16 protein-coding genes and 1 pseudogene are annotated in these 20,339 nt (G+C 62.2%); all 17 read right to left on the bottom strand.

Features of this window, described 5'->3' with window-relative positions; genetic code table 11:
* Positions 1-205 precede the first annotated feature (205 nt).
* Positions 206-1,993, bottom strand: a complete 1,788-nt coding sequence (locus EFR00_RS31685; RefSeq protein ID WP_077991506.1) for an adenine deaminase — start codon at positions 1,991-1,993, stop codon at positions 206-208.
* A complete protein-coding gene (locus EFR00_RS31680; protein WP_077991508.1) occupies positions 1,990-2,910 on the bottom strand; it encodes a nucleoside hydrolase in 921 nt (306 codons plus the stop codon). Before EFR00_RS31680 ends, EFR00_RS31685 begins: the two co-directional genes overlap by 4 nt.
* 4 nt (positions 2,911-2,914) lie before the next feature.
* Positions 2,915-3,940 carry an ABC transporter ATP-binding protein gene (locus tag EFR00_RS31675; protein ID WP_077991510.1) on the bottom strand — a complete coding sequence of 342 codons (1,026 nt, stop codon included), beginning with the start codon at positions 3,938-3,940 and terminating at the stop codon, positions 2,915-2,917.
* Positions 3,933-4,712, bottom strand: coding sequence for an ABC transporter permease (locus EFR00_RS31670; protein WP_077991513.1), 780 nt, complete (start codon positions 4,710-4,712; stop codon positions 3,933-3,935). The genes EFR00_RS31675 and EFR00_RS31670 overlap by 8 nt, the downstream gene beginning before the upstream one ends.
* Positions 4,709-5,536: an ABC transporter permease gene (locus tag EFR00_RS31665; protein WP_077991516.1), complete on the bottom strand. Its 828-nt coding sequence runs from the start codon at positions 5,534-5,536 to the stop codon at positions 4,709-4,711. Before EFR00_RS31665 ends, EFR00_RS31670 begins: the two co-directional genes overlap by 4 nt.
* Positions 5,537-5,603: 67 nt before the next feature.
* Positions 5,604-6,626 (bottom strand): ABC transporter substrate-binding protein, encoded by a 1,023-nt coding sequence (locus EFR00_RS31660; RefSeq protein WP_077991519.1) that lies wholly within the window; start codon positions 6,624-6,626, stop codon positions 5,604-5,606.
* A gap of 1 nt (position 6,627) precedes the next feature.
* Positions 6,628-7,672, bottom strand: a pseudogene (locus tag EFR00_RS31655) (LacI family DNA-binding transcriptional regulator).
* A gap of 164 nt (positions 7,673-7,836) precedes the next feature.
* Positions 7,837-9,276, bottom strand: a complete 1,440-nt coding sequence (locus EFR00_RS31650; RefSeq protein WP_077991520.1) for an efflux transporter outer membrane subunit — start codon at positions 9,274-9,276, stop codon at positions 7,837-7,839.
* A gap of 152 nt (positions 9,277-9,428) precedes the next feature.
* The gene (locus EFR00_RS31645) at positions 9,429-12,539 is read right to left on the bottom strand and encodes an efflux RND transporter permease subunit (RefSeq protein ID WP_077991521.1); all 3,111 of its coding nucleotides are present in this window, start codon (positions 12,537-12,539) and stop codon (positions 9,429-9,431) included.
* Positions 12,540-12,586: 47 nt separating this feature from the next.
* Positions 12,587-13,798: an efflux RND transporter periplasmic adaptor subunit gene (locus tag EFR00_RS31640; protein ID WP_077991522.1), complete on the bottom strand. Its 1,212-nt coding sequence runs from the start codon at positions 13,796-13,798 to the stop codon at positions 12,587-12,589.
* 159 nt (positions 13,799-13,957) lie between these two features.
* Positions 13,958-14,560 carry a TetR family transcriptional regulator gene (locus EFR00_RS31635; protein WP_077991523.1) on the bottom strand — a complete coding sequence of 201 codons (603 nt, stop codon included), beginning with the start codon at positions 14,558-14,560 and terminating at the stop codon, positions 13,958-13,960.
* 107 nt (positions 14,561-14,667) lie between these two features.
* Positions 14,668-15,612 (bottom strand): phosphoribosylaminoimidazolesuccinocarboxamide synthase, encoded by a 945-nt coding sequence (locus tag EFR00_RS31630; protein ID WP_039621884.1) that lies wholly within the window; start codon positions 15,610-15,612, stop codon positions 14,668-14,670.
* Positions 15,613-15,698: 86 nt separating this feature from the next.
* On the bottom strand, positions 15,699-17,441 hold the full coding sequence (locus EFR00_RS31625; protein WP_077991525.1) for an SLC13 family permease: 1,743 nt from the start codon (positions 17,439-17,441) through the stop codon (positions 15,699-15,701).
* Between the two features lie 135 nt (positions 17,442-17,576).
* On the bottom strand, positions 17,577-18,272 hold the full coding sequence (locus EFR00_RS31620) for a phosphoribosyltransferase (protein ID WP_077991528.1): 696 nt from the start codon (positions 18,270-18,272) through the stop codon (positions 17,577-17,579).
* Between the two features lie 14 nt (positions 18,273-18,286).
* A complete protein-coding gene (locus EFR00_RS31615; protein WP_077991526.1) occupies positions 18,287-19,090 on the bottom strand; it encodes a pseudouridine synthase in 804 nt (267 codons plus the stop codon).
* Positions 19,091-19,243: 153 nt separating this feature from the next.
* Positions 19,244-19,450 (bottom strand): hypothetical protein, encoded by a 207-nt coding sequence (locus tag EFR00_RS31610; RefSeq protein WP_009987986.1) that lies wholly within the window; start codon positions 19,448-19,450, stop codon positions 19,244-19,246.
* A gap of 139 nt (positions 19,451-19,589) precedes the next feature.
* Positions 19,590-19,928: a hypothetical protein gene (locus tag EFR00_RS31605; protein WP_077991527.1), complete on the bottom strand. Its 339-nt coding sequence runs from the start codon at positions 19,926-19,928 to the stop codon at positions 19,590-19,592.
* Positions 19,929-20,339 lie beyond the last annotated feature (411 nt).

Below are 20,339 nucleotides of genomic sequence, written 5' to 3'. Positions count from 1 at the left end.
CGCTGCCGCCTGCCTGCGGCAACAACGCATCAACAAAGCTGAATTGACCCGTCTGCTTCACCGCCATCCAAATCATCTCCGTTCAAAAACAACGGAATCATATTCTCAGCATTTTGCAACAGTCCCCAGCGGGGAGAAGGTGCCCGTTAGGGCGGATGAGGGGGCTATCGGGCACGCCGATCATTGTCTGGTTCATGCCCCGGCCCTACAGAATCTCCAGCACCGGGCTTTTCATCATTCTCCCCGTCACCACATCCGCAATCCCCCGGTCCGTCTGATGCGGGCCGGCATTGCAGGCGAGCGTTGCGCCGAAGCAGGCCTTGAAGACCCGGTAGGGCGGCTTCCAGTCGACGATTTTTTCCATGGCTTTGCGGATGCCGGCGAAGGTCGAAGCGGTGTCCGCTAGCGATGCGCCGGTCACGAGGCCGGAGAGCGGCAGCGGCAGGATCGCCTCGATCTTTCCGTCTTTGGCGACCGCCATGCCGCCGCCGGCTGATATGACGGCGTTGGCGGCGAGCGCCATGTCGCGAGCGTTGCCGCCGAAGACGGTGAGGTTATGGCTGTCGTGCGAGACGGTGGTGCAGAAGGCGCCGCGCCAGTCGCCCCAGCCAGTGAGGAAGCCGATGCGCGGGGTGCCGTCGGCCTTGCCGTGGCGGTGGGCGACGGCGATCATGGCGCTGCCGGTTGGCGGCACGACGAAACCGTCTCTGACTTCCGTCTCCGTCGCGTCCCATCGCGTGAAGCGCGGGCGGTCGATGGTGGCGACGCGGACGCGCGCGCCTTCGGATGGAATGAGGAAGTCATTTTCGACGAGTGGCGGAAGCTTCACCGAATTTTCAAGCGGTGCCGTATCAAGCCGCTGGACGGCGGCCTGCATGCTGCCGTTGCGGGCGACGATGCGGCCGCCTGAAATGACCAGCCGCGCCCGGAACTCGGTGAGATCTTCGAAGAAGACGATATCGGCGCGGCGTCCGGCGGCGATGAGCCCGAGATCGGAGCGCTTCAGACGCTGTGCCGCATTGAAGGTCGCTGCGCGGATCGCCCATTCCGGCTTCATGCCGTAGCGCACCAGCCGGCGGGCGACATCGTCGAGGCCGCCGCTTTCGTAGAGTTCATCGGGGAAGACGTCGTCGGTGCAGAGGGTAACAGTGGGCGGCAGGTGACCGAGACCGTTCAGCACCTCGACGAATTCCTGCAGCAGATGGTCGTGAGAACCGCGCAGCTCGATGGTCAGGCCGGCGGCAAGCTTGGAGTAAAGATCGGCGCCGGAGGTGAGTTCGTGGTCTGAGCTGACGCCCGCCGCCATAAAGGCGTTGAGATCGCGACCTTCGAGACTGCGAGCATGGCCGCAGACGAGTTTGCCGGAGGCAAGGCCGGCATTGACGATGGCCGCCATGCGCGGGTCACCGTCGATGACGCCGCGCATGTTCATGACTTCTGCGACGCCGCCGACGGCCGGCGAGCGCAGCATCTCGGCGACGACGGCGGCATCGAAATCGGCGCCGGCGAGTTCCAGGCCGGGTGCCGACGGCACGCAGGAGGGGGCGAGCAGGATCATGCGCAGCGGCAGTGAGCACGCTGCCTCGATTGCCCAGCGCACGCCGTCGAGGCCATGCACGTTGCCGAATTCATGCGGATCCCAGACGATGGTGGTAACGCCGCGCGGCAGCACGGCGCTCGCATATTCGGCGGGCGTGACCATCGAGCTTTCGATATGCATGTGCGTGTCGATCAGGCCGGGCGTCAGGATGCTGCCCGCCGCATCGATGATCTCGGCTGCATCCATGCGGCTTGCCGGAGCATGGACGCTGGCGATCAGCGTGCCGACGAGACCGATATCGGCGTCCCGCATCAAGCCGGTCACAGCGTCGAGCAGCCGGCCGCCGGTAATCAGCACGTCGAAGGGGGCATCGCCGCGCGCAGCAGCAACGGCGCGGGCGCGCAAGGCAGGATCGTTGAGGTCGGCGGGCTCTTGGCGAGAGGTGACGGTCATTTGCGTGCCTCGTTGACAAGGGCGGCCAGAATGATGGCGCGCGCCCTGTCGGCATCGATGTCGGCGGCGAATTGCGCATTGAAGGTCGCATGAGTGGCGCGGGTCTCGACGACGGTGCGACCACGCGTCAAGTGACCTTGCAGCTCGACGTCGATGCGCGCCGGGCGGAAGCTGACGATATCTGGAGCGATGAAGGCGACGGCGGCGCAGGGGTCATAGATCGCCATTCCAGGGCGGCCGCGGCTGGTGGCGATGCTTATATAACCAGCGAACATGTCGGCAATCAGTTCGGCATTGCCGCCACCGGCATTGCGCACCGCCTCGGCATCCTCCGGCTTTGCCAGCACCCTGCGGCAAAGATCGAGATCGACCATGCGCAGCGGCAGGCGATGGGCGATGACGATCGCAAGCGATTCGGGATCGGCGAGCGCGTTGAATTCGGCAGACGCCGTATGATTGCCCGATGTGACACCGCCGCCCATCCAGACGAGGTCGTCGATGCGGGCGGCAAGATCAGGACGGGCGAGCGCCACGGCGGCGATATTGGTGAGAGGCCCGAGCGCCAGGATGCGGTGTGGCCCGTCGCCTTCGAGCCAGAGGCAAAGTGCTGCGAAAGCGTCGCTTTCGCCAAGGGCCCCCGCCTGCGGCAGGCTCCTGCCGATGGTCGGAATGCCGGCTTCGCCAAGGATCGCCTGTGCGGTTTCGAGCTTGCCGAGAACCGGCATGGCGCGGCCGGTATGCATCGAGAATGTCCAGCCGAAGGCGCTGCCGGCACCGGCGGCATTTTTTCTCACCTGCAACAGCGGCGCATTGCCGAAGACGAGCGAGACGCCGTCGATCTCATATTCCGACTGCGCCACCACCAGGATGGCGGCAATATCGTCGAAGCCCATGTCGGTATCGATCCAGACGCCCATGATCTCACCCGAACCGTTTGAGGTTGGCCGCGCCGGCTATCGGCAGATCGAAGGTGAGCGGGCTGCCGATCCTGTATGGCGGCAGGCTTGCATCGATCTCGGCCTTGATCGGCCCAAGCGGCGTATCGAGGAGATATTCGCGGCTGTTGCCGGCAAAAGAGGTGCCGCGCACCGTTCCAGCAAAGGAACCCGAGCCGAGGACCACCGCGCTCGGACGCCAGGCCAGGCCCGCCGCCGTTTGCGGCGGCGGGGCGGGCAGCGCGACCGGGCCGTTCGGCGTCGCAAGCTTTCCATCCTTCAGCGCGAAGACATTCTCGAAGCCGACGAAATCGGCGACGAAGGCGGAGGCCGGGTTGTTGTAGATCTCCTCCGGCGTGCCGATCTGCTCGATGCCGCCGTTCAGCATGACGACGATGCGGTCCGCGAGCGCCAGGGCCTCCACCTGGTCGTGGGTGACGAAGATCATGGTGACGCCGGTCTCCCTCTGGACGCGCTGCAATTCGGCGCGCATCTCCAGGCGAAGCCGGGCGTCGAGATTGGAGAGCGGCTCGTCGAGCAGCAGGACTTTCGGCTCCATTACCATCGAGCGGGCGAGCGCCACGCGCTGCTGCTGGCCGCCGGAGAGTTCGGCGGGCTTGCGGCCGGCGAAAGCGGCGAGGCCGACGGATTTCAGGCCGGCGCCGACGCGGGCGTCAAGATCGGCGCCCGAGATGCCTTTGAGACGCAGGCCGAAAGCGACATTCTCATAGACGGTCAAATGCGGAAAGAGCGCGTAGGATTGGAAGACGAGGCCGATGGCGCGCTTGTTGGCGGAGACGCGGGTAATATCGGCGCCGTCGAGGCCGATGCGGCCGGAGGCGGGCGTCAGCAGGCCGGCAATGGCGCGCATCGTCGTCGTCTTGCCGCAGCCGGAGGGGCCGAGGAGCGCGAGGAGCTCGCCCTTGCCGATCGCAAGATCGAGATCCTTCACCGCGACCGTATCGCCATAGGCAAGCGTCAGCTTGTCGAGTTCGAGATAGGCATCAGACATAACGCGAAAATCCCAGGAAGCGCTCGGCAAGGAAGACGATGCCGATCGAGAGGAAGGCGAGAAGGGCGGAGAGCGCCGCGATGGACGGGTCGTAGGTGGTTTCCATGTAGCCCAGCATGTCGATCGGCAGTGTGCGCACACCGGGGCCGGAGAGGAAGAGCGAGACCGGCACCTGATTGAAGCTGGTGACGAAGCCGAGGATGAAGGCGGCCAGAATGCCGCCGCGGATATTCGGCATCACCACGCGGAAGAAGGCGCCGAGCCTGGAGGAACCAAGCAGGACGGCCGCTTCCTCGATATCCGAACGCAGATTGTCGAGGCTCGCGGAGACGACACGCACGGCATAGGGCAGCACCAGCGCCGCGTGAGCGAAGAAAAGGGCGAGCGTGATGTTGAAGCCAAAGGGAACGACGAGATAGCGCAGCAATGCCAGGCCGACGATAATGCCGGGAACGATGATCGGCAGCGAGACGACGGTGCGGATCGTTTCTGCCGCCGGCAGCCGGTAACGCGACAGGGCGTAGGCGGCGGGGATGCCGAGGACGAGGGCTGCGAGCGTTCCGAATACGGCAAGGAACATCGACATGGCGAAGCTGTCGCGAAAACTTTCGATGGTGAAGACCTTCGTCACCCAGCGCAGCGACAGGCCCTGCGGCGGGAAGGCCAGCGTGTCGCCGGCTGATAGGGAAGCGGCAATAATGATCAGGAACGGGCCGATCAGAAAGACCAGCAGAAGAAAAAGCACGATGGGCGAAAACAGGCGCAGGGTCATCGGCGGTTCCTCGCCGTCGCAAGGCGTTTCAGCAGGATGTTGGCGGCAAAGCTCATGACGATCAGGATGAAGGCGATGACGCTTGCCGAGACGAAATCATTGGCGACGGAAACCTGCTGGTACATTAGCGTTTCGAGCATCAGCACCTTGGAACCGCCAAGCACGGCGGGGGTGATATAAGCCGTCAATGAGCCGGTGAAGACGAGTGTACCGCCGACGACGAGGCCCTCCCTGGTCAGCGGCAAGATAACCTTCCAGAAGACCTGGAACCAGTTGGCGCCGAGCACGCGGGCGGCCGGTATCGCATCCCTCGGCATGTTTTCCAGCGCACTGATCAGCGACAGGATCATCAGCGGCAGGAAGAGCTGCAGGAGGCCGATGAAGACGGCGGTTTCGGTGAACAGCAGCCGCAGCGGTTCGGCGCTGAGGCCGAGGCCAGTTATCGCCTGGTTGACGATGCCGGTGCGGCCGAGAATGACGATCCAGGCATAGGTGCGGGCCACCGGCGAGATCATCAGCGGCAGGGTGATGAGGCCGATCATGCGGCCCTTGCCGTTCGGCGGCAGATTGACGATGGCGAAGGCGGCGGCATAGCCGATGATTGCCGAGACCGCAGTGACTTCGAGACCGAGCCGGAAGGATCGCAGGAAAACGGTGCGGTTCAGCGTCCCGGAAAAGAAATCGGTATAGGCCGACAGCGTCCAGCCGCCACCGGCGCGAAAGCCCTCCGACAGCAGGATCGCGACGGGCAACAGAAAGACAAGGGTCGCAAAGACGGCTGCCGGCAAGGCAAGCGCCATGGCTTCTGCGCGGTTCTGGAACATGAGGCGCCTTTCGAACGGAGATTGGATGGCCCCGGCAGAGGCGCCGGGACCGGTTCTCACGCCAGCCTTACTGGCCGACCTTGTCGTTCCATGTCTTCAGCCAGCCGGCACGGTTGTCGAGGGCGACGGCCGAGGGGATCAGCTTTAGGCTCTTGGCCGTATCCTCGCCATAGGTGAGATTGTTGGCGGCGGCTTCGGAAAGCTTGACCTCGCGGTTGGCAGGGCTGTCGATCAGCTTTTCGGCGAGTTTGGTTTGGGTCTCGGTCGAGAGCCAGAAATCGATGAACTGCAAGGCGAGATCCTGATTGTTTGAACCTTTTGTCACCACCAGCACGTTCATGCCGCCCGTCTGGCCCTCCTTCGGTGTCGCCCAGGCGACCGGCACGTCGAGCTTGGTGAAGCCCGCCCAGGAGAACCGGCCGATCGGTGCCGCCCAGATTTCCTCCTGCTGCATCAGTTGTACGAGCTGTGAGGATTTTTCGTAGAAGGTGACGATGTCGTCCTTCTTCTCGCCCAGTGCCTCGATCGGCCCCTTCAGGTCGGGCGTGTCCTTGCCGAGCGCCAGGCCCAGCATGTAGAGGGCCGGCGGGCCCTGATTGGTGGTCACGTTCGGAAAGGCGACGTGGCCGACATATTCAGGCTTCAGGAGATCGGCCCAGGAATCGATCTTCATCTTGTCCGAACGATAGGCGATCGAGGTGGCGTAGAAGGTATAACCGACGCTCATACCGTCGCCGTTCGGGTCCTTGGCGATGTCGTACAGCTTGCCGAAGTTGGAAAGTTTTGCACTGTCGACCTTGTCGATCAGGCCAGCGCGGGCGGCGGCCAGCGCATCGGCCATCGAAACGGCGGCGAGATCGACGACGGGACTGGCCTTGTTGGCCTCCATCTTGGCCAGGCGCTCGACGCTGTTGCCGGTCTCGACCACCAGCTTGCAGCCGCATTGGGCCTCGAACGGCTCGTAGACCAGCGCCTTGAAATCGTCCTGGGCGAACGCATAGGCGGAAATGGTCAGCGTCCGTTCGGCGGCAGCCGCACTCAACGGCGATAGCGCCGCAAGCGCCACCGAAGCAATGAGAGCTTTTTTCATCTTACGTGTTCTCCATCTCTGAGGTTTTTAATGCCGGGTTCACAAGGCCCGGATGATTGGCGGACGATCAATTGCATTGCGACACGTTCGATCTCCGCGGTAACGAGCATGCCCTCCCGGGCGCAGTTTTTGCTTATGGTATCGGCCAGGGCGGACACGGCAATCCCGGCAATCCTGTCCATGTCCATCCTGACCGTCGTCAGGGACGGCGTGACAACAGGCGACCAGATAAGGTCGTCGAAGCCGGTGACGCTGACATCGGCGGGAACGTTGATGCCGGCCTGCTGCAGTTCCGTCAGCGCGCGCAGCGCCTGCAGATCGGAGAGAGCTGCGAAAGCGGTGAAACCTTGTCTCACCCTTTCGGCGAGGCCGAGCGGACAGCCGCTGCCGCCATCGCTCTCCAGCTTGTCGATCCACAGGGCTTCAGCCTGCATGTCCGGGCGCAGGCCGGCGTGAATGCCGCCGGCGCGGTCGTTCTGGACGCTGGATTCCTGGTTGTTGCCGATGATGAGGATTTTCTGGTGGCCGAGATCGGCGAGATGGAGAGCGATTTCGCGCCCACCCTGCCAATGATCGGCGGAAACGGTGTTGCCCGGTGTCGAAGGTGTGTCGATGATGGCGACCGGACAGGCGGCGGATGAAATGCGGGTGGCGCGGCGGGGAATGACGACCATGCCATCGACGCCTCGTTCGACCAGGCGGTTGATCGCCTCGGCCTGGGCAGCGGCATCGCCGCGGGAATCCGCGATCAGCACGCCATAGCCTGCGGCCGAAGCCGCGAATTCGATCGCCTGCGCGATCTTCGGGAAGAGCGGATTGGCGATGTCAGGCAGCACCAGGCCGAGAACGCCGCTGCGGCCGGTCCTGAGCGCCCGGCCGGCTTGGCTCGGGACATAACCGAGCTCGGCGGCATGTTCGCGAATTCTTTCGACCAACTGGCCGGAGACCCGGCCTTTGCCGGAAAGCGCGTTGGAAACCGTGGCAATGGAGACGCCGAGCGAGGTCGCTATCCTGCTAAGGTTCGGTCCCGGGCGCGATGAAGCCATAATTGAGGCCGCTCTGATTAATCGTTTAATCAGCCTTATATCAGTGAATGCCCCTTGTCGAATCCAAATACCCCTTTTGCGCAATTATCCAGTGCAGAGCCGGGATGAAAAAAGCCCCGCGAGACGATCGCAGGGCTTGGTATTTTCCAGAAAGGCAATGCCAATCAGCTTTTGACAGTCTTTGCCGGCGCCGGCTTCGCGGGCGCGGTGACCTGGCCGCCCGGCGCATAGCCGCCGCCGACTGCGATGTTCAGCGATACGTAGTCCTTGGCCATCTGCTGGACGGCCTGGGCAAGGCTTGCCTGGGCAAGCGAAACCTGGCGCTGGGCGTCGAGAACGTCGAGCAGCGAGGAGGCGCCGTCCTTATAGGATGCTGTAGAAAGTTCGAGCGTCTCCTGCGTGGTCTTTACCTGGGCCTGAAGCGCAGCGACCGTGCGGGCGTCACGCCGGACCGCGGCGAGCGCATTCTCGACCTGCTCGACGGCAGTCAGCACTGTCGATTTCCAGTTGAGGTAAGCGGTCGCAGCCTCGGATTGGGCCGACTTGACGTTGGCGCGCAGGCGGCCGCCGTCGAGGATCGGCAGGTTCAGCGTCGGGCCAAAGGACCAAGGCGTCAGAGCGCCATGCACACCCCTTTGGTTGATATAGGAGGGCGAGATCGAGCCGCTGAGCGAAATGCTCGGATAAAGCTGCGCCTCGGCAACGCCGATATTGGCCGTTGCGGCAGCGAGATCACGCTCCGCGACGCGAATGTCGGGACGGTTGCGGATCAGGTCTGCCGGGATGCCGGAGTTGATGCCGCCGCGGTATACCGGCTGACCACCGCCCCTCAGCAATTCGTTGACGAGAGCCGAGGCCGGCAAGCCGAGCAGCGTGGCGATGTGATGGGCCGATACGCGGATATTGGTCTCAAGGCCGGGAATTTCGGCGAGCGTCGACTGTACCAGACCTTCGGCCTGGACGACGTCGAGCCGCGAGGCGGCGCCGGCTTCAAGCTGGAACTTGGTCAGTTCGAAGGTTTCCTGACGAGACTTCAGGTTGGCCCTCGAAAGTGCCAGGCGCTGCTGATAGAAACGAACGTCGATGTAGCTTGAGACGAGATCCTGCACGAGGGTCAGCTTGGCGACATCGGCGGATGCGTAGGCAGAGTCGAGCGAGGCGGCCGCGCTTTCGGTGCTGCGCTTATAGAGGCCGAAGAGATCGAGCAGCCAGCTCAGCTGAACATCGCCGGCACTGGTGTTGCGCGTGTCGAACTGCGTGCGCAGTTCGCCCTTCTGGCCGCTGATCGTGTGCGAGGCGCCGACGTTCAGGCTCGGCAGGCCGCCTGCGCCGGCAATGGTAACGTTTGCGGAAGCTGCATTGATGCGCTCGATTGCCTGCTGGACGGTCAGGTTCTGCTCGAGGCCGGCCTGGACATAGCCGTTCAATTTGGGGTCATTGAAGGCGGTCCACCATGCTGCGGTGGCAACATCGCCGACGCTCTTCGTTCCGCCTTCTCCGAATTTGGCGGGCAGCGGCATTTCAGGAGGAGCATGATCCGGGCCTACGACGCAGCCCGACAACAATAACAATAATGCCGGTGTGGCAAAACGAAGAGATACCATTCATTTCTTCCTGTACTCGAGCAAGTCAATTCTTGTCCGAAGCTTCATGCTTCACTATCGGCGCGACGCGCCTTTGTCCCACTTGAAAACACACACCGAAGCAGTCGGGCGCAATGTAGCAATCGGAACAGCATTATCACAGTGCATTTTTATCACACTGCTGCCGCATTTTTGCCGCGTGTGGCAAAGATGCGTCGGATGACGACGAAAAAGGACGGCACAAAGAAAATTCCAAGCATGGTCGCCGCCAGCATGCCGCCGAGAACGCCGATGCCGATAGCGTTCTGCGCCGCCGAGCCTGCACCTGTCGCGATCGCCAGCGGCACGACACCGAGAATGAAGGCGAGCGAGGTCATGATGATCGGCCGCAGGCGCAGCCTCGCCGCTTCCAGCGTCGCCTCGTAAAGTCCCAGCCCGCTTTCCATTCGATCCTTGGCGAATTCGACGATCAGGATCGCATTCTTCGCCGCAAGCCCGATGGTGGTGAGCAGGCCGACCTTGAAATAGACGTCGTTCGCCTGGCCGAAGAGCGTTGCCGCCGCCAGCGCGCCGAGAATGCCGACAGGCACGGCCATGATCACCGAGAAGGGGATCGACCAGCTCTCGTAAAGCGCTGCCAGGCAGAGGAAGACGACGAGAACGGAGATCGCATAGAGCATCGGCGCTTGCGAACCGGAAAGGCGTTCCTGATAGGAAATGCCCTGCCACGCGACCGTGTAGCCGCCGCCGAGCTGTTCAGTTAGCGCTTCCATTTCGTTCATCGCATCGCCGGAGGACACCCCGGGGGCGGAGGCGCCGTCAAGCGGGATGGCGCTGACGGCGTTGAAGCGGGCAAGCGAGGGTGCGCCCTTCACCCATTCGGTTTTGGTAAAGGCGGAGAAGGGCACCATTTCGCCTGAATTGTTGCGGGCGTACCAGTGGTCAAGGTCGTCCGGCTGCATGCGGAAGGGCGCGTCGCCCTGGACATAGACCGGCTTGATCTCGCCGTTCAGCGTGAAGTCGTTGACGTCGCGGCCGGTGAAAATGATCGACAGCATCGAATTGACCGAGGCGATGTCGACACCCATGGCGCCGATCTTTTCCTGATCGAGCACGATGCGCATCTGCGGCTCGACTTCCTTGTTGCTGCTGCGCAGCGCCACGACCTTGCCTGACGAGTTGCCCATCTGGATGAGCCGCTTGGAGGCGGCCGTCAGAGCATCGTTGCCATGGCTGCCGGTATCGACGAGATACATGGAGAATCCGCTCGACACGCCGAGACCCTGGATCGCCGGCGGCAGAAGCGCGAAGACCTGTGCCTCGCGCATTGCAAAGAAGCTGCGCAGCGCCCGGCTGACGATCGACTGGGCGCTCAGATTGGGATCGGTGCGCTCAGAGAAATCCTTCAGCTTGGTGAAGACGATGGCGCTGTTCTGGCCGGAGCCGCTGAAGCCGAAGCCCAGCGCGCCGAAGACGGACTCGACGGCGTCCTTCTCGTTCTCACGGTAGTAGTTTTCGACCTTCTCGACGACCGCCTGGGTCTGCTGCGTGGTCGAGCCCGGCGGCGTGGTGACGATGGTTAGCAGCACGCCCTGGTCTTCCTGCGGCAGGAATGAGCTTGGGAGGCGAGTGAAGAGATAGGCACAGCCGGCGCCGATGAGAAGGAAGACCAGCATGACGCGGATGGGCCGCTTCAGGAGATAGCCGATCGTCCTGACATAGCCGTTGGTCGAGCGTGTGAAGTTGCGGTTGAACCAGTCGCCGACACGGTGCTTCCTGTGTTCGCTGACCGGCTTCAGCATCGTGGCGCAAAGTGCCGGCGTCAGCACCATGGCGACGAGCGCCGACAGCAGCATGGCCGAGACTATGGTGATCGAGAACTGGCGATAGATGATGCCGGTCGAACCGCCGAAGAAGGCCATCGGAATGAAGACCGCGGTCAACACGAGGGCGATGCCGACGATGGCACCGGTGATCTCGCCCATCGATTTTTCCGTCGCCTCGAGCGGCGAAAGCTTCTCTTCGGACATGATGCGTTCGACGTTTTCGACGACGACGATGGCGTCGTCGACGAGAAGACCGATCGCCAGCACCATGGCGAACATCGTCAGAGTGTTGATCGAGTAGCCGGTGGCGGCCAGCACGCCGAATGTTCCGAGCAGCACAACCGGGACGGCAATGGTCGGAATGAGTGTCGCACGTAGATTCTGCAGGAAGACGAGCAGCACCACGAAGACAAGCACGATCGCTTCGATCAGCGTATGCACGACCTTTTCGATCGACAGTTCCACGAACGGCGTCGTGTCGTAGGGATAGGTGATCTTCACGCCTTCCGGCAGGGTGCGGCCGATGACATCGAGTGCGGAGCGCACGCGGGCGGCGGTATCGATGGCGTTGGCGCCAATCGCGAGGTTGACCGCAAAACCGCTGGAGGGCAAGCCGTTGTAACGCGAGCTGCCGCCGTAGCTTTCCTGGCCGATCTCGATGCGCGAGACGTCGCTGAGGCGCACCGTCGCGCCGTCCTTTTCGACTTTCAGAATGATGTGCTCGAAATCGGCGACGGTAGTCAGTTGGCTCTGTGCAGTGATGGTGACGTTGAGCTGCTGGCCGGGGATCGTCGGCTGGGCGCCGAGCGAACCGACCGAGACCTGCGTGTTCTGCGCCTGGATCGCTGATGTGACGTCGCTCGGCGTCAGCTGATATTTCAATAGCTTGAAGGGATCGAGCCAAACCCGCATGGCGTATCCGGAACCGAAGACGTTGATGCTGCCGACGCCTTCGAGGCGTTGGATCTGATCTTCGATCGAGGTCGACATGATGTTGCCGAGATCGACCGAGTTGCGCTTGCCGTCGGTTGAAACGAGCGAGCCGACAAGCAGGATGCTCGAGGTTGAGCGCGTCACGCTGATGCCGGCATCGATGACATCACCAGGAAGCTGCGATTGCACCAGCTGCAGCTTGTTCTGCACCTGCACCTGGGCGATGTCGGGATCGATGCTGGTTCCGAAGGTGAGCTGGATGCTGGCCGAGCCGGTGGACGAGGTCGAGGTCATGTAGGTGAGGTCGTCGAGGCCGGTCATGCCATCCTCGATGATCGTCGTCACCGATTTTTCCACAGTTTCGGCGCTGGCGCCGCGATAGCTGGCATTGATGCGGACCGTCGTCGGGGCGATGTCGGGATATTGCGAAATCGATAGGGTGAAGATCGCCAGCAGACCGGCGAGCATGATGGTGATCGCAATGACCCAGGCGAAAATCGGTCGTCGGATGAAAAACTTGGCCATCAGTGGTTCCTGTGCGGCTGAGACGGTGACGTGCGGGCTCGAAGCGGTTATTTCGCTGCGGGCTTCTCAGCGTCACCGGCGGCGGGCTGCTCGGCAGGCACGACAACGCCGTTGTCGCTGACCTTCATCGGCACCGGTTTTACCGGCATGCCTGCCGCGATCGACTGCAGACCGCTGACGATCAGCTGATCGCCGTCCTTGATGCCTTCGGTCACCAGCCAGGAATTGTTGGAGGGCGAGCTGTTCTCGAAGGCGCGGGTTTCGACCTTGCCCTCGGCGGAAACGAATTGTGCCGTCAGCCTGCCGTTGGCGTCACGGCTCGTCGCCAGCTGCGGCAGCGCATAACCGTTCTCGGCGCCGAGCTCGACGGTGGCACGGACATACATGCCGGGCAGGACGATGCGATCGGGGTTGGGGAAGAGCACGCGGATGATGAAGGTGCCGGTCGTTTCGCTGACAACCTGCTTCGACATGTCGAGCTTGCCCTGCTGGTTATATTCCTTGCCGTTTTCGAGGATCAGGTGGAAAGCGACGTTCTCCGCGCCCTTGATGTCGCCGGCCGCCATCGCGTCGCGCAGCCGCAGGAGGTTGGTGCTCGATTCCGTCAGCGAGATATAGATCGGGTCGAGCTGGCGGATTGTCGTCAGCGCCGTCGACTGGTTGGCCGAGACAACGTTGCCGACATTGTAGGCGGTCTGGTCGATGATGCCGTCGAAGGGCGCGACGATCTTGGTGTGATCGAGGTCGATCTGCGCGGCGGAAAGCGCTGCCTTTGCGGACTCGACCTCGGCCTTCGCCTGGAGAAGCGTCGTCCTGGCTGTCTCGTATTCGATCTGGGTGGCGCCGCTGCCGACGAGGCGCTGGTAGCGTTCGAGGTTGCTTTCAGCGCTCGGGACGCTCGCTTCGGCCTTGGCGATTGCCGCCTTGGCTTGCTCGACGGCGGCGATGTAGGGCGCATCCTCGATCTGATAGAGAAGGTCGCCCTTCTTGATCTCGCCGCCTTCCCTGAAGGCGATCTCGCGGATGATGCCGCTCACCTGCGGCCGGATATCGGCCGTCTGGAAGGCTTCGGCGCGGCCGGGAAGGATCGTGGTGATCGGGAAGCTAGCCTTCTTCAGCGCGACCACGCCGACAGGCGCTGCCTGCTGCGCCACGCCTGCGCCGGCATTGCCGGCAGGTTTACTGGCGTTGTCGCTACAGGCGCCAAGCAGGGCGCCGGCCATTAGGGCCGAGGAGATGAGCAGGGCACGCCGTATCATTCTGAATTTCCTCATGCAGTGGCAATCGGCCGTTCGATCCACGGGCTCGGCCGGGCCGAGCGCAGGCTTAGATAAGCGTCAGGATTGATCTGGCTGCAAATGCCATTTATCCGAGTCTAACAAAAGCTTTTCGAAGTGACGTAAGTCAGCAATCGTCACTTAGCAAGCGCTATTTTGCAGTGCGGCATCGACGAAGCCTACGATCTCCCCGGCGCGGCGCACCAGCGTCTCCTTGTCGTCGCGGACGATGAGGATAGGGTGCAGCACGCAGGCCAGCACATCGGCGACGGTATGTGCCGCGTGCTCGGGATCGCGGCAGTGGTAACGTCCTTCCGCCATGCCTTTGCGGATGATCTCGCCGAGTTTTTCCTCGATGCAGGCCCGATAACGATTGCCGGCTTCAAGTTTGGCCTCGATGGTCGAAAGGACCATTTCGAAGATGTAGGGGCTCTTCTGTATATCCTGCAGATGGCCCTCCAGCAGCCGCAGGACGAAGCGCAGCAGCTGTTCTTTCGCGGGCATGTCCTGGTCGAGAGGAACGAAACGCTCGGCGGCATTGTCGAGATGGCGTCCGGCGATGGCGTCGACCAGTGCGACCTTGGAACGGAAGTGCTTGAAGACATTGGCGGGCGACATGTTGAGCGCGCCGGCGATATCGGCGATTGACACCGCGACGTAGCCACGCTCGCGAAACAGCATCTCCGCCATGGACAGGATGTCCTCTCGCGTTTCCTCGGCCTTGCGTCTGGGCCTTCTTGCCATCCGTCCCCCGCCGGGCCGCGCCCGGTATCCCTTTTTGCCGATGCTAGCGCGATTGCACGAAAGCTGCCAAGCCGGTGCTCGGCCCGGCGGCTTCGTGTGTCGTCTTTTCAAGGGAAATAGCGGGAGAGGTTGTTTCGGACACGCGCAAGCGGCGTCTCGCCGCTGTCGTCGGCAACAAAGCGCTCGCCGGTGATCGTCTCGTAGGCCCTGATATAGACGGCCGAGGTCTGCTCGATCAGTTCAGTGGGAATTTCCGGGATCTCGTCCTTATAGGGGTCGCAACGCTCTGCCACCCAGGCGCGGACGAAGTCCTTGTCGAAACTGTCGGGGCGCTTTCCGGCGGCAAAACTTGCCGGGTAGCTTTCGGCAAGCCAGTAACGGCTGCTGTCGGGCGTGTGGATCTCGTCGGCGAGGATGATGTTGCCGTCGCCATCGGTTCCGAATTCATATTTCGTGTCGACGAGGATCAGGCCACGTCTGGCTGCCATCTCCTGCCCGCGGGCAAAAAGGGCAAGCGCGTAGCGCGACAGCGTTTCCCATTGCTGCCTGGTCAGAAGACCGCGCGTGACGATCTCGTCAGGCGTCAGCGGCTCGTCATGGCCACCATCGAATTCCTTGCTGGTCGGGGTGATGACGGGTTCCGGTAGGATCTGGTTGTCGCGCATGCCGTCGGGCAGACGCATGCCGTACATCTCGCGCTCACCCTTCTTGTAGAGCGTCAGGATGGAAGTGCCAGTGGTACCTGCAAGGTAACCGCGCACGACGATCTCGACCGGCAGGATGTCGAGCCGCTTGCCGATGACGACATTCGGATCGGGATAATCGAGGACGTGGTTCGGACAGATATCCTTCGTCGCTTCGAACCAATAGCGCGCCGTCTGCGTCAACACCTGGCCCTTATAAGGAATGCAGGTGAGTATGCGGTCGAAGGCGCTCAGCCGGTCGGTGCTGATGATGATGCGGCGTCCGTCCGGAAGGTCGTAATTCTCGCGCACCTTGCCGCGATAATAGTTCGGCAATTCGGGGAAATGGGCTTCGGAGAGGATTCGCACGGCGCTCAACTGTCCTTGTGTTTGGGTGAAGGCTTCCTGCTCTAGTTTCATCGCGGGGGAAGTCAAGTCAGGCGCCAACTATCGCATCACAGCCAGAACAGAGCCAGGAGAAACAGAGCCAGGCCATAACTTACGACGGCGAGCGGCCAGCCGGCGCGCAGGAAATCGCTGAAGCGGTAGCCGCCGATGCCCATCGCCAGCGTGTTGTTGTGGTGGCCGAAGGGCGTCAGGAAATCGAGAGAGGCGCCGACGGCGACCGCGATCAGATAGGCGTCGGGCGCATGTCGCCCCGTCTTTGCAAATTCGAGTGCGATCGGCGTCAGCACGATTGCGACCGTCGCATTGTTGACGAAGGGCGTCAGCGCCATTGCAAGGAAGAGAATGAGGGCGATGCCGGAAAGCGGATGGCCAATCGGCACGACAAGGCTCAGCCAGCCGGCGATCGCTTCGGCCGTGCCGGTGCTTGCCACCGCCTGGCCGATTGGGATCATCGCCGCGAGCATGATGATGATCGGCCAGTTGAGATCGGCCATCGCCTGACGGATATTGAGATGATTGAGAAGGGCAAGGGCCAGCACGACGCCGGCAAAAGCGATGTCGGGATGCAGGCCGGCCGCCGACGCGGCGACGCCGCAGGCAAAAAGCGCGAAGGGCCGCCAGGAGTGGAGGGCCGGTTCGGCTGAAGCCGTCGGAGCGAGCGGCAGGCACTCGCTTTCCTCAAGCGCCTCGGCAATAGCCGTGCGTGGCCCCTCGAGCGTCAAAATATCGCCGATCGACAGTTGCAGGTCGAGGAAGCGGCCCTCGATGCGCGGTGCGCGCATGGAAAGGGCGGTGACCACGATGCCGCGATGGTGAAAGACTTCCAGCGAGCGGATGCGCGAACCGACCAGCGTGCTTTCCGGCATGACCACGGCTTCGATGCTGGCAAAATCCGGCGAGAGACCATGCAGATGGGCGTCGGCGATCAGCGCTTGCGTGGCGGCGAGCTCGACGAAGACCGCATCGGCGCCTTCGGCAAGCAGCACGTCGCCGGCTTCTATAACCGACTGGTCGAGCGGGCCGAAAACGAAATTGTTGCCCCGGATCAGCGCGTGCGGTTTGATGGCGAAGCGGGCGGGACACTCGGAAAGCCGCACGCCGACCAGCGGCGAGACGTCCGGGACGCGACGCTCGACGACCACTCGGCGTGTGCCCTGGGAGATCGTTGCCGGTGCTTCGTCGGGTTCGGGAAACAGGCGCCGGATACGAAAGGAGATCAGCAGAATGCCGGCGGTTGCGACCGGTAGGCCGACATAGGCGAAATCGAAGAAATGAAAGCCTGCTCCGGTTGTCCTGGCGAGCGCGTTGCTGACGAGCAGATTGGCCGGCGTCCCGATCAGCGACACCAGACCGCCGAGCAGGGCGGCAAAGGAGACGGGCATGACGAGTTGACGACGGGGGATCGACAGCGCCGTGCCGAGCCGTAGCGCCACCGGCAAGGTAATCGCAAAGGCGCCGATATTGTTCATGAAGATGGAGATAAAGCCGGCAAGCGACGAAACGCCGGATATGACCTTGAAGTGCGACGGTCTTGCGGCCGTGAAACGCGCGGCGAGATTATCGAAGAGCTTGGCGCGCGACAGGACCTGAACGATCAGCAGGATTTCGATGACGGTAATGACGACGGGACTGGCGAAGCCGGTAAAGATCTGATCGGCGGGATAAAGGCCGAGTGCATAGCCGGCAAGCAGGCCAGCGATCGCGACGACTTCAATGCGGACGCGCTCGAACGAGAAGAGAAAAAGCATTGCCAGCAGAAGGATCAGCAGGGATGCTTGCTCGAACGACATGGGCGGATCCGGTATTTCGTCAACGAAAACGCTATCCCGAACCGCTGCACGCTTCCCGATGATATGCGTCGGGCGGACTGTAATCGTTCGGCATCCGCTGTACAGAGGCGCCGACCGGCAAAGATTGAACGAGCCTCAGGTCTGTGGCCGGGCGGGCACCTGCCACCGACCTGCGGCGTTGCGCTGCAGAACGGGTGTCGAGAAGACGCCGACGGTGCGCGCGGTCCATTGCGGCCCGGCGTCTGCAAGGCTTTCGCGCCAGCGTTCGGATTGCAGCATGGCCGCACCGATGACGACGGGTTCGATGCCGCAGGCAGCGAGCAGGTTGATCCCCGAGACGATCGATGCGCCGCTGGAAATGACGTCATCAATCAGGCCGACGCGCCGTCCGCTCAGCAGCGGCAGCATGCGCGGATCGATATAAAGGCGTTTCTCCTGTGTCGGCGTGGTGATCGAAGACAGGGCAACCGAGAGGTCATCGCGGTACCAGAATTTGCGCGAGGTGCCGAGCGGGACGTAGCGGGCGTGGCCGAGCTTCTGCGCAACGGCCGCCGCAAGCGTCAGGCCCAGCGTCGGGAGGCCGGCGACGACATCGATGCGCATGGGCCTGATCTTTTCGGCGAGGTTTTCGGCCAGCGCATCGAGCACGGCGAAGCTTGCCTGGTTGACGATCAATGAGGCGAGAGCGTGCTCACCATCTCCCAGGATGCGGATCGGCAGGCGAAGCTGGCGACCATCTTCCAGTGTGGCGACATAGAAGGAAGTGAATTCCCGATCGTCGCGAAAGCTGCCGGGTGGATGCATTTCCTGCCAGAAGTCGTGCGGCGCCATCTCCGTCATATCCGTCAACGTCTCGCCCTTTCCATGCCGGCACTTCGGTGGAGCGCCTGCAATTCCGCCGCGGTCAACGCACGTACGGCGCCTTTTGGGAGTTCGCCGAGTTCGAGCCCGCCGATTGCGACCCGCACGAGGCGCAAACATTCAGTCCCGAGCGCCTCCAGCATGCGGCGGATCTGGCGGTTGCGGCCCTCGTCGAGCTCGACCTCGATCCATGAATTCCTGTCGCCCTGGCGCAGGCGCCGCACGGCGGTTGCCGTCAGCAACTCGCCGTCGTGGCGGATGCCCGATGTCATTGCCGCAATTGCCTCGTCATCCATGATGCGGTCGATCTGAACGTGATAGGTCTTCGTCACATGTGTGATCGGATCCAGCAGGATCTGGGCGAATTCGGTATCGTTAGTGAAAAGCAGCAGGCCTTCGCTCGCCTTGTCGAGCCGGCCGACCGGCGACAGATGTGGGATTTCGAAATCCTTGAGGCAATCGTAGACCGTCGGCCTGCCTTCGGGATCGTGACGGGTGGTGACAAGCCCGCGAGGCTTGTTGAGCATCAGATAGATCTTCGCCTCGGCGGCGATCACGAGACCGTCGACGCGGATATTCACCGTCACAAGGTCGACCCATGCCGAGGGATCGTTGACCGTGCGGCCGTCGACGGAGACGCGGCCTTCGGCGATCAGTCGTTCTGCCTGCGTGCGGGAGCAATAACCGAGCTTGGAAAGGGCGCGGGGAAGGGTGACCCGCTTGCCTGCAGCATCGGCGGTGAGCTTTGGCCGCTCGCGCTTCTTATGCGATGGGCGACGGTCCCTCATCTGTTATCCCTGTGCTGCTTCGATGCCGTTTCTTGGCATGAACGGCACAAGGATTCCAGCTTGGCGAACAATATCTGGGGAACGATGGGGCTGCAGACCGCCGTCAGTGCTTCTGACAAAGCACCGTCAGGCCATTGAAGAGGTTGCGCTGTCTCAGCGGCAGGCCATGAATCCGGCCAGCTCCTTGCGGCTGACGACGATGCCGGCAGCGGCCTTGACGGGGTCGGGATGCGTATAAGATAGGCTTGGCATTTCCGGCAGCTCGAGTGCCTGACGCATATTCATGATGCCGACCGCGTAACGGCCATTAACGCCATCGACACTGACTTCAATGATGCAATTGGCCCTCTTGTTTTCCATGTTGTCCTCCCTTTCGCTTTTTTTATGGTCCCTTGCTTGCATTAAAAATTGGTTTTTCTAAGACCTAAGCATTTACGCACCCTACCGAAAAACGGATCGGCGGGTGCGTAAAAATATGATTTTTTAGCGGAGTAGGGGATTAGCGCCACCAATGGCGATGCTGCGGCTGCGGTCTGCCGGAAAGCAGGTAACCAAAGAGGAAGCCAACGGCCCCAGCCAGTAACAGCGCCGTTGTCGTGGCGGCTGGATGCTCGCGGGCAGCACCGGCAGCAGCGGCCCCTTCGGCCCTAATCTGGGCGACGGCATTCTTGGCGCGGGGCAGGGCCTCATCATAAGCCTTCCCGGCGCGGCCGCGCACTTCGTAATAGGCTTCGGCGCTCTGAGCGGAAATCATTTTCTGCAGGCGGGATACTTCCTGTTGGAGCGCAGCAATGTCCTTGCTGACGGATGTTCTGATATCGTCGGTGTTGGCAGGCATGTTGGGTCTCCTTTCCTCGATGGGAAAGACAACACTCCAGATAGCGATAGGTTCCGAAATGCCGGCCGTTGATTTGTGACGGAAATTTAAAGTCTGCGGCTGGAAGCAATTTAATCCTCCGTTAACCATAAATTCGCCCAAGGCGCTGTTTTCTTGTATCCTTTCGCTTGTCGCGAGGGTGATTTCGCTGGATTTTTGACCAGCTGATAAAGAAATCTCCGGAAAATCGTCGCGAAAACTCCGCTTGTGGATAATCCGGCGTAAGAAAATAGCTGCCGAATCAACCTGTTACAAAAATGTCAAAAAACTTTTGGTATGGCTGTTGACTTGGAAAAGGGGTTGGTTCTATAAGCCCACTCACTGAACGAGGGCGGCGGCGCTGCTGGCGACGAAGTCTCTCGCTCTAAAGAA

Origin of the sequence: Rhizobium sophoriradicis, assembly GCF_003939025.1 — a bacterium.
GTDB classification, from domain to species: Bacteria; Pseudomonadota; Alphaproteobacteria; order Rhizobiales; family Rhizobiaceae; genus Rhizobium; species Rhizobium sophoriradicis.
This window is presented reverse-complemented; position numbering and strand designations above follow the sequence as displayed.

Excerpts from the sequence above, each read along its gene's own strand:
- EFR00_RS31685 (WP_077991506.1), bottom strand. The coding sequence starts at position 1,993 with ATGACCGTCACCTCTCGCCAAGAGCCCGCCGACCTCAACGATCCTGCC.
- EFR00_RS31680 (WP_077991508.1), bottom strand. The coding sequence starts at position 2,910 with ATGGGCGTCTGGATCGATACCGACATGGGCTTCGACGATATTGCCGCC.
- EFR00_RS31675 (WP_077991510.1), bottom strand. The coding sequence starts at position 3,940 with ATGTCTGATGCCTATCTCGAACTCGACAAGCTGACGCTTGCCTATGGC.
- EFR00_RS31670 (WP_077991513.1), bottom strand. The coding sequence starts at position 4,712 with ATGACCCTGCGCCTGTTTTCGCCCATCGTGCTTTTTCTTCTGCTGGTC.
- EFR00_RS31665 (WP_077991516.1), bottom strand. The coding sequence starts at position 5,536 with ATGTTCCAGAACCGCGCAGAAGCCATGGCGCTTGCCTTGCCGGCAGCC.
- EFR00_RS31660 (WP_077991519.1), bottom strand. The coding sequence starts at position 6,626 with ATGAAAAAAGCTCTCATTGCTTCGGTGGCGCTTGCGGCGCTATCGCCG.
- EFR00_RS31650 (WP_077991520.1), bottom strand. The coding sequence starts at position 9,276 with ATGGTATCTCTTCGTTTTGCCACACCGGCATTATTGTTATTGTTGTCG.
- EFR00_RS31645 (WP_077991521.1), bottom strand. The coding sequence starts at position 12,539 with ATGGCCAAGTTTTTCATCCGACGACCGATTTTCGCCTGGGTCATTGCG.
- EFR00_RS31640 (WP_077991522.1), bottom strand. The coding sequence starts at position 13,798 with ATGATACGGCGTGCCCTGCTCATCTCCTCGGCCCTAATGGCCGGCGCC.
- EFR00_RS31635 (WP_077991523.1), bottom strand. The coding sequence starts at position 14,560 with ATGGCAAGAAGGCCCAGACGCAAGGCCGAGGAAACGCGAGAGGACATC.
- EFR00_RS31625 (WP_077991525.1), bottom strand. The coding sequence starts at position 17,441 with ATGTCGTTCGAGCAAGCATCCCTGCTGATCCTTCTGCTGGCAATGCTT.
- EFR00_RS31620 (WP_077991528.1), bottom strand. The coding sequence starts at position 18,272 with ATGGCGCCGCACGACTTCTGGCAGGAAATGCATCCACCCGGCAGCTTT.
- EFR00_RS31615 (WP_077991526.1), bottom strand. The coding sequence starts at position 19,090 with ATGAGGGACCGTCGCCCATCGCATAAGAAGCGCGAGCGGCCAAAGCTC.
- EFR00_RS31610 (WP_009987986.1), bottom strand. The coding sequence starts at position 19,450 with ATGGAAAACAAGAGGGCCAATTGCATCATTGAAGTCAGTGTCGATGGC.
- EFR00_RS31605 (WP_077991527.1), bottom strand. The coding sequence starts at position 19,928 with ATGCCTGCCAACACCGACGATATCAGAACATCCGTCAGCAAGGACATT.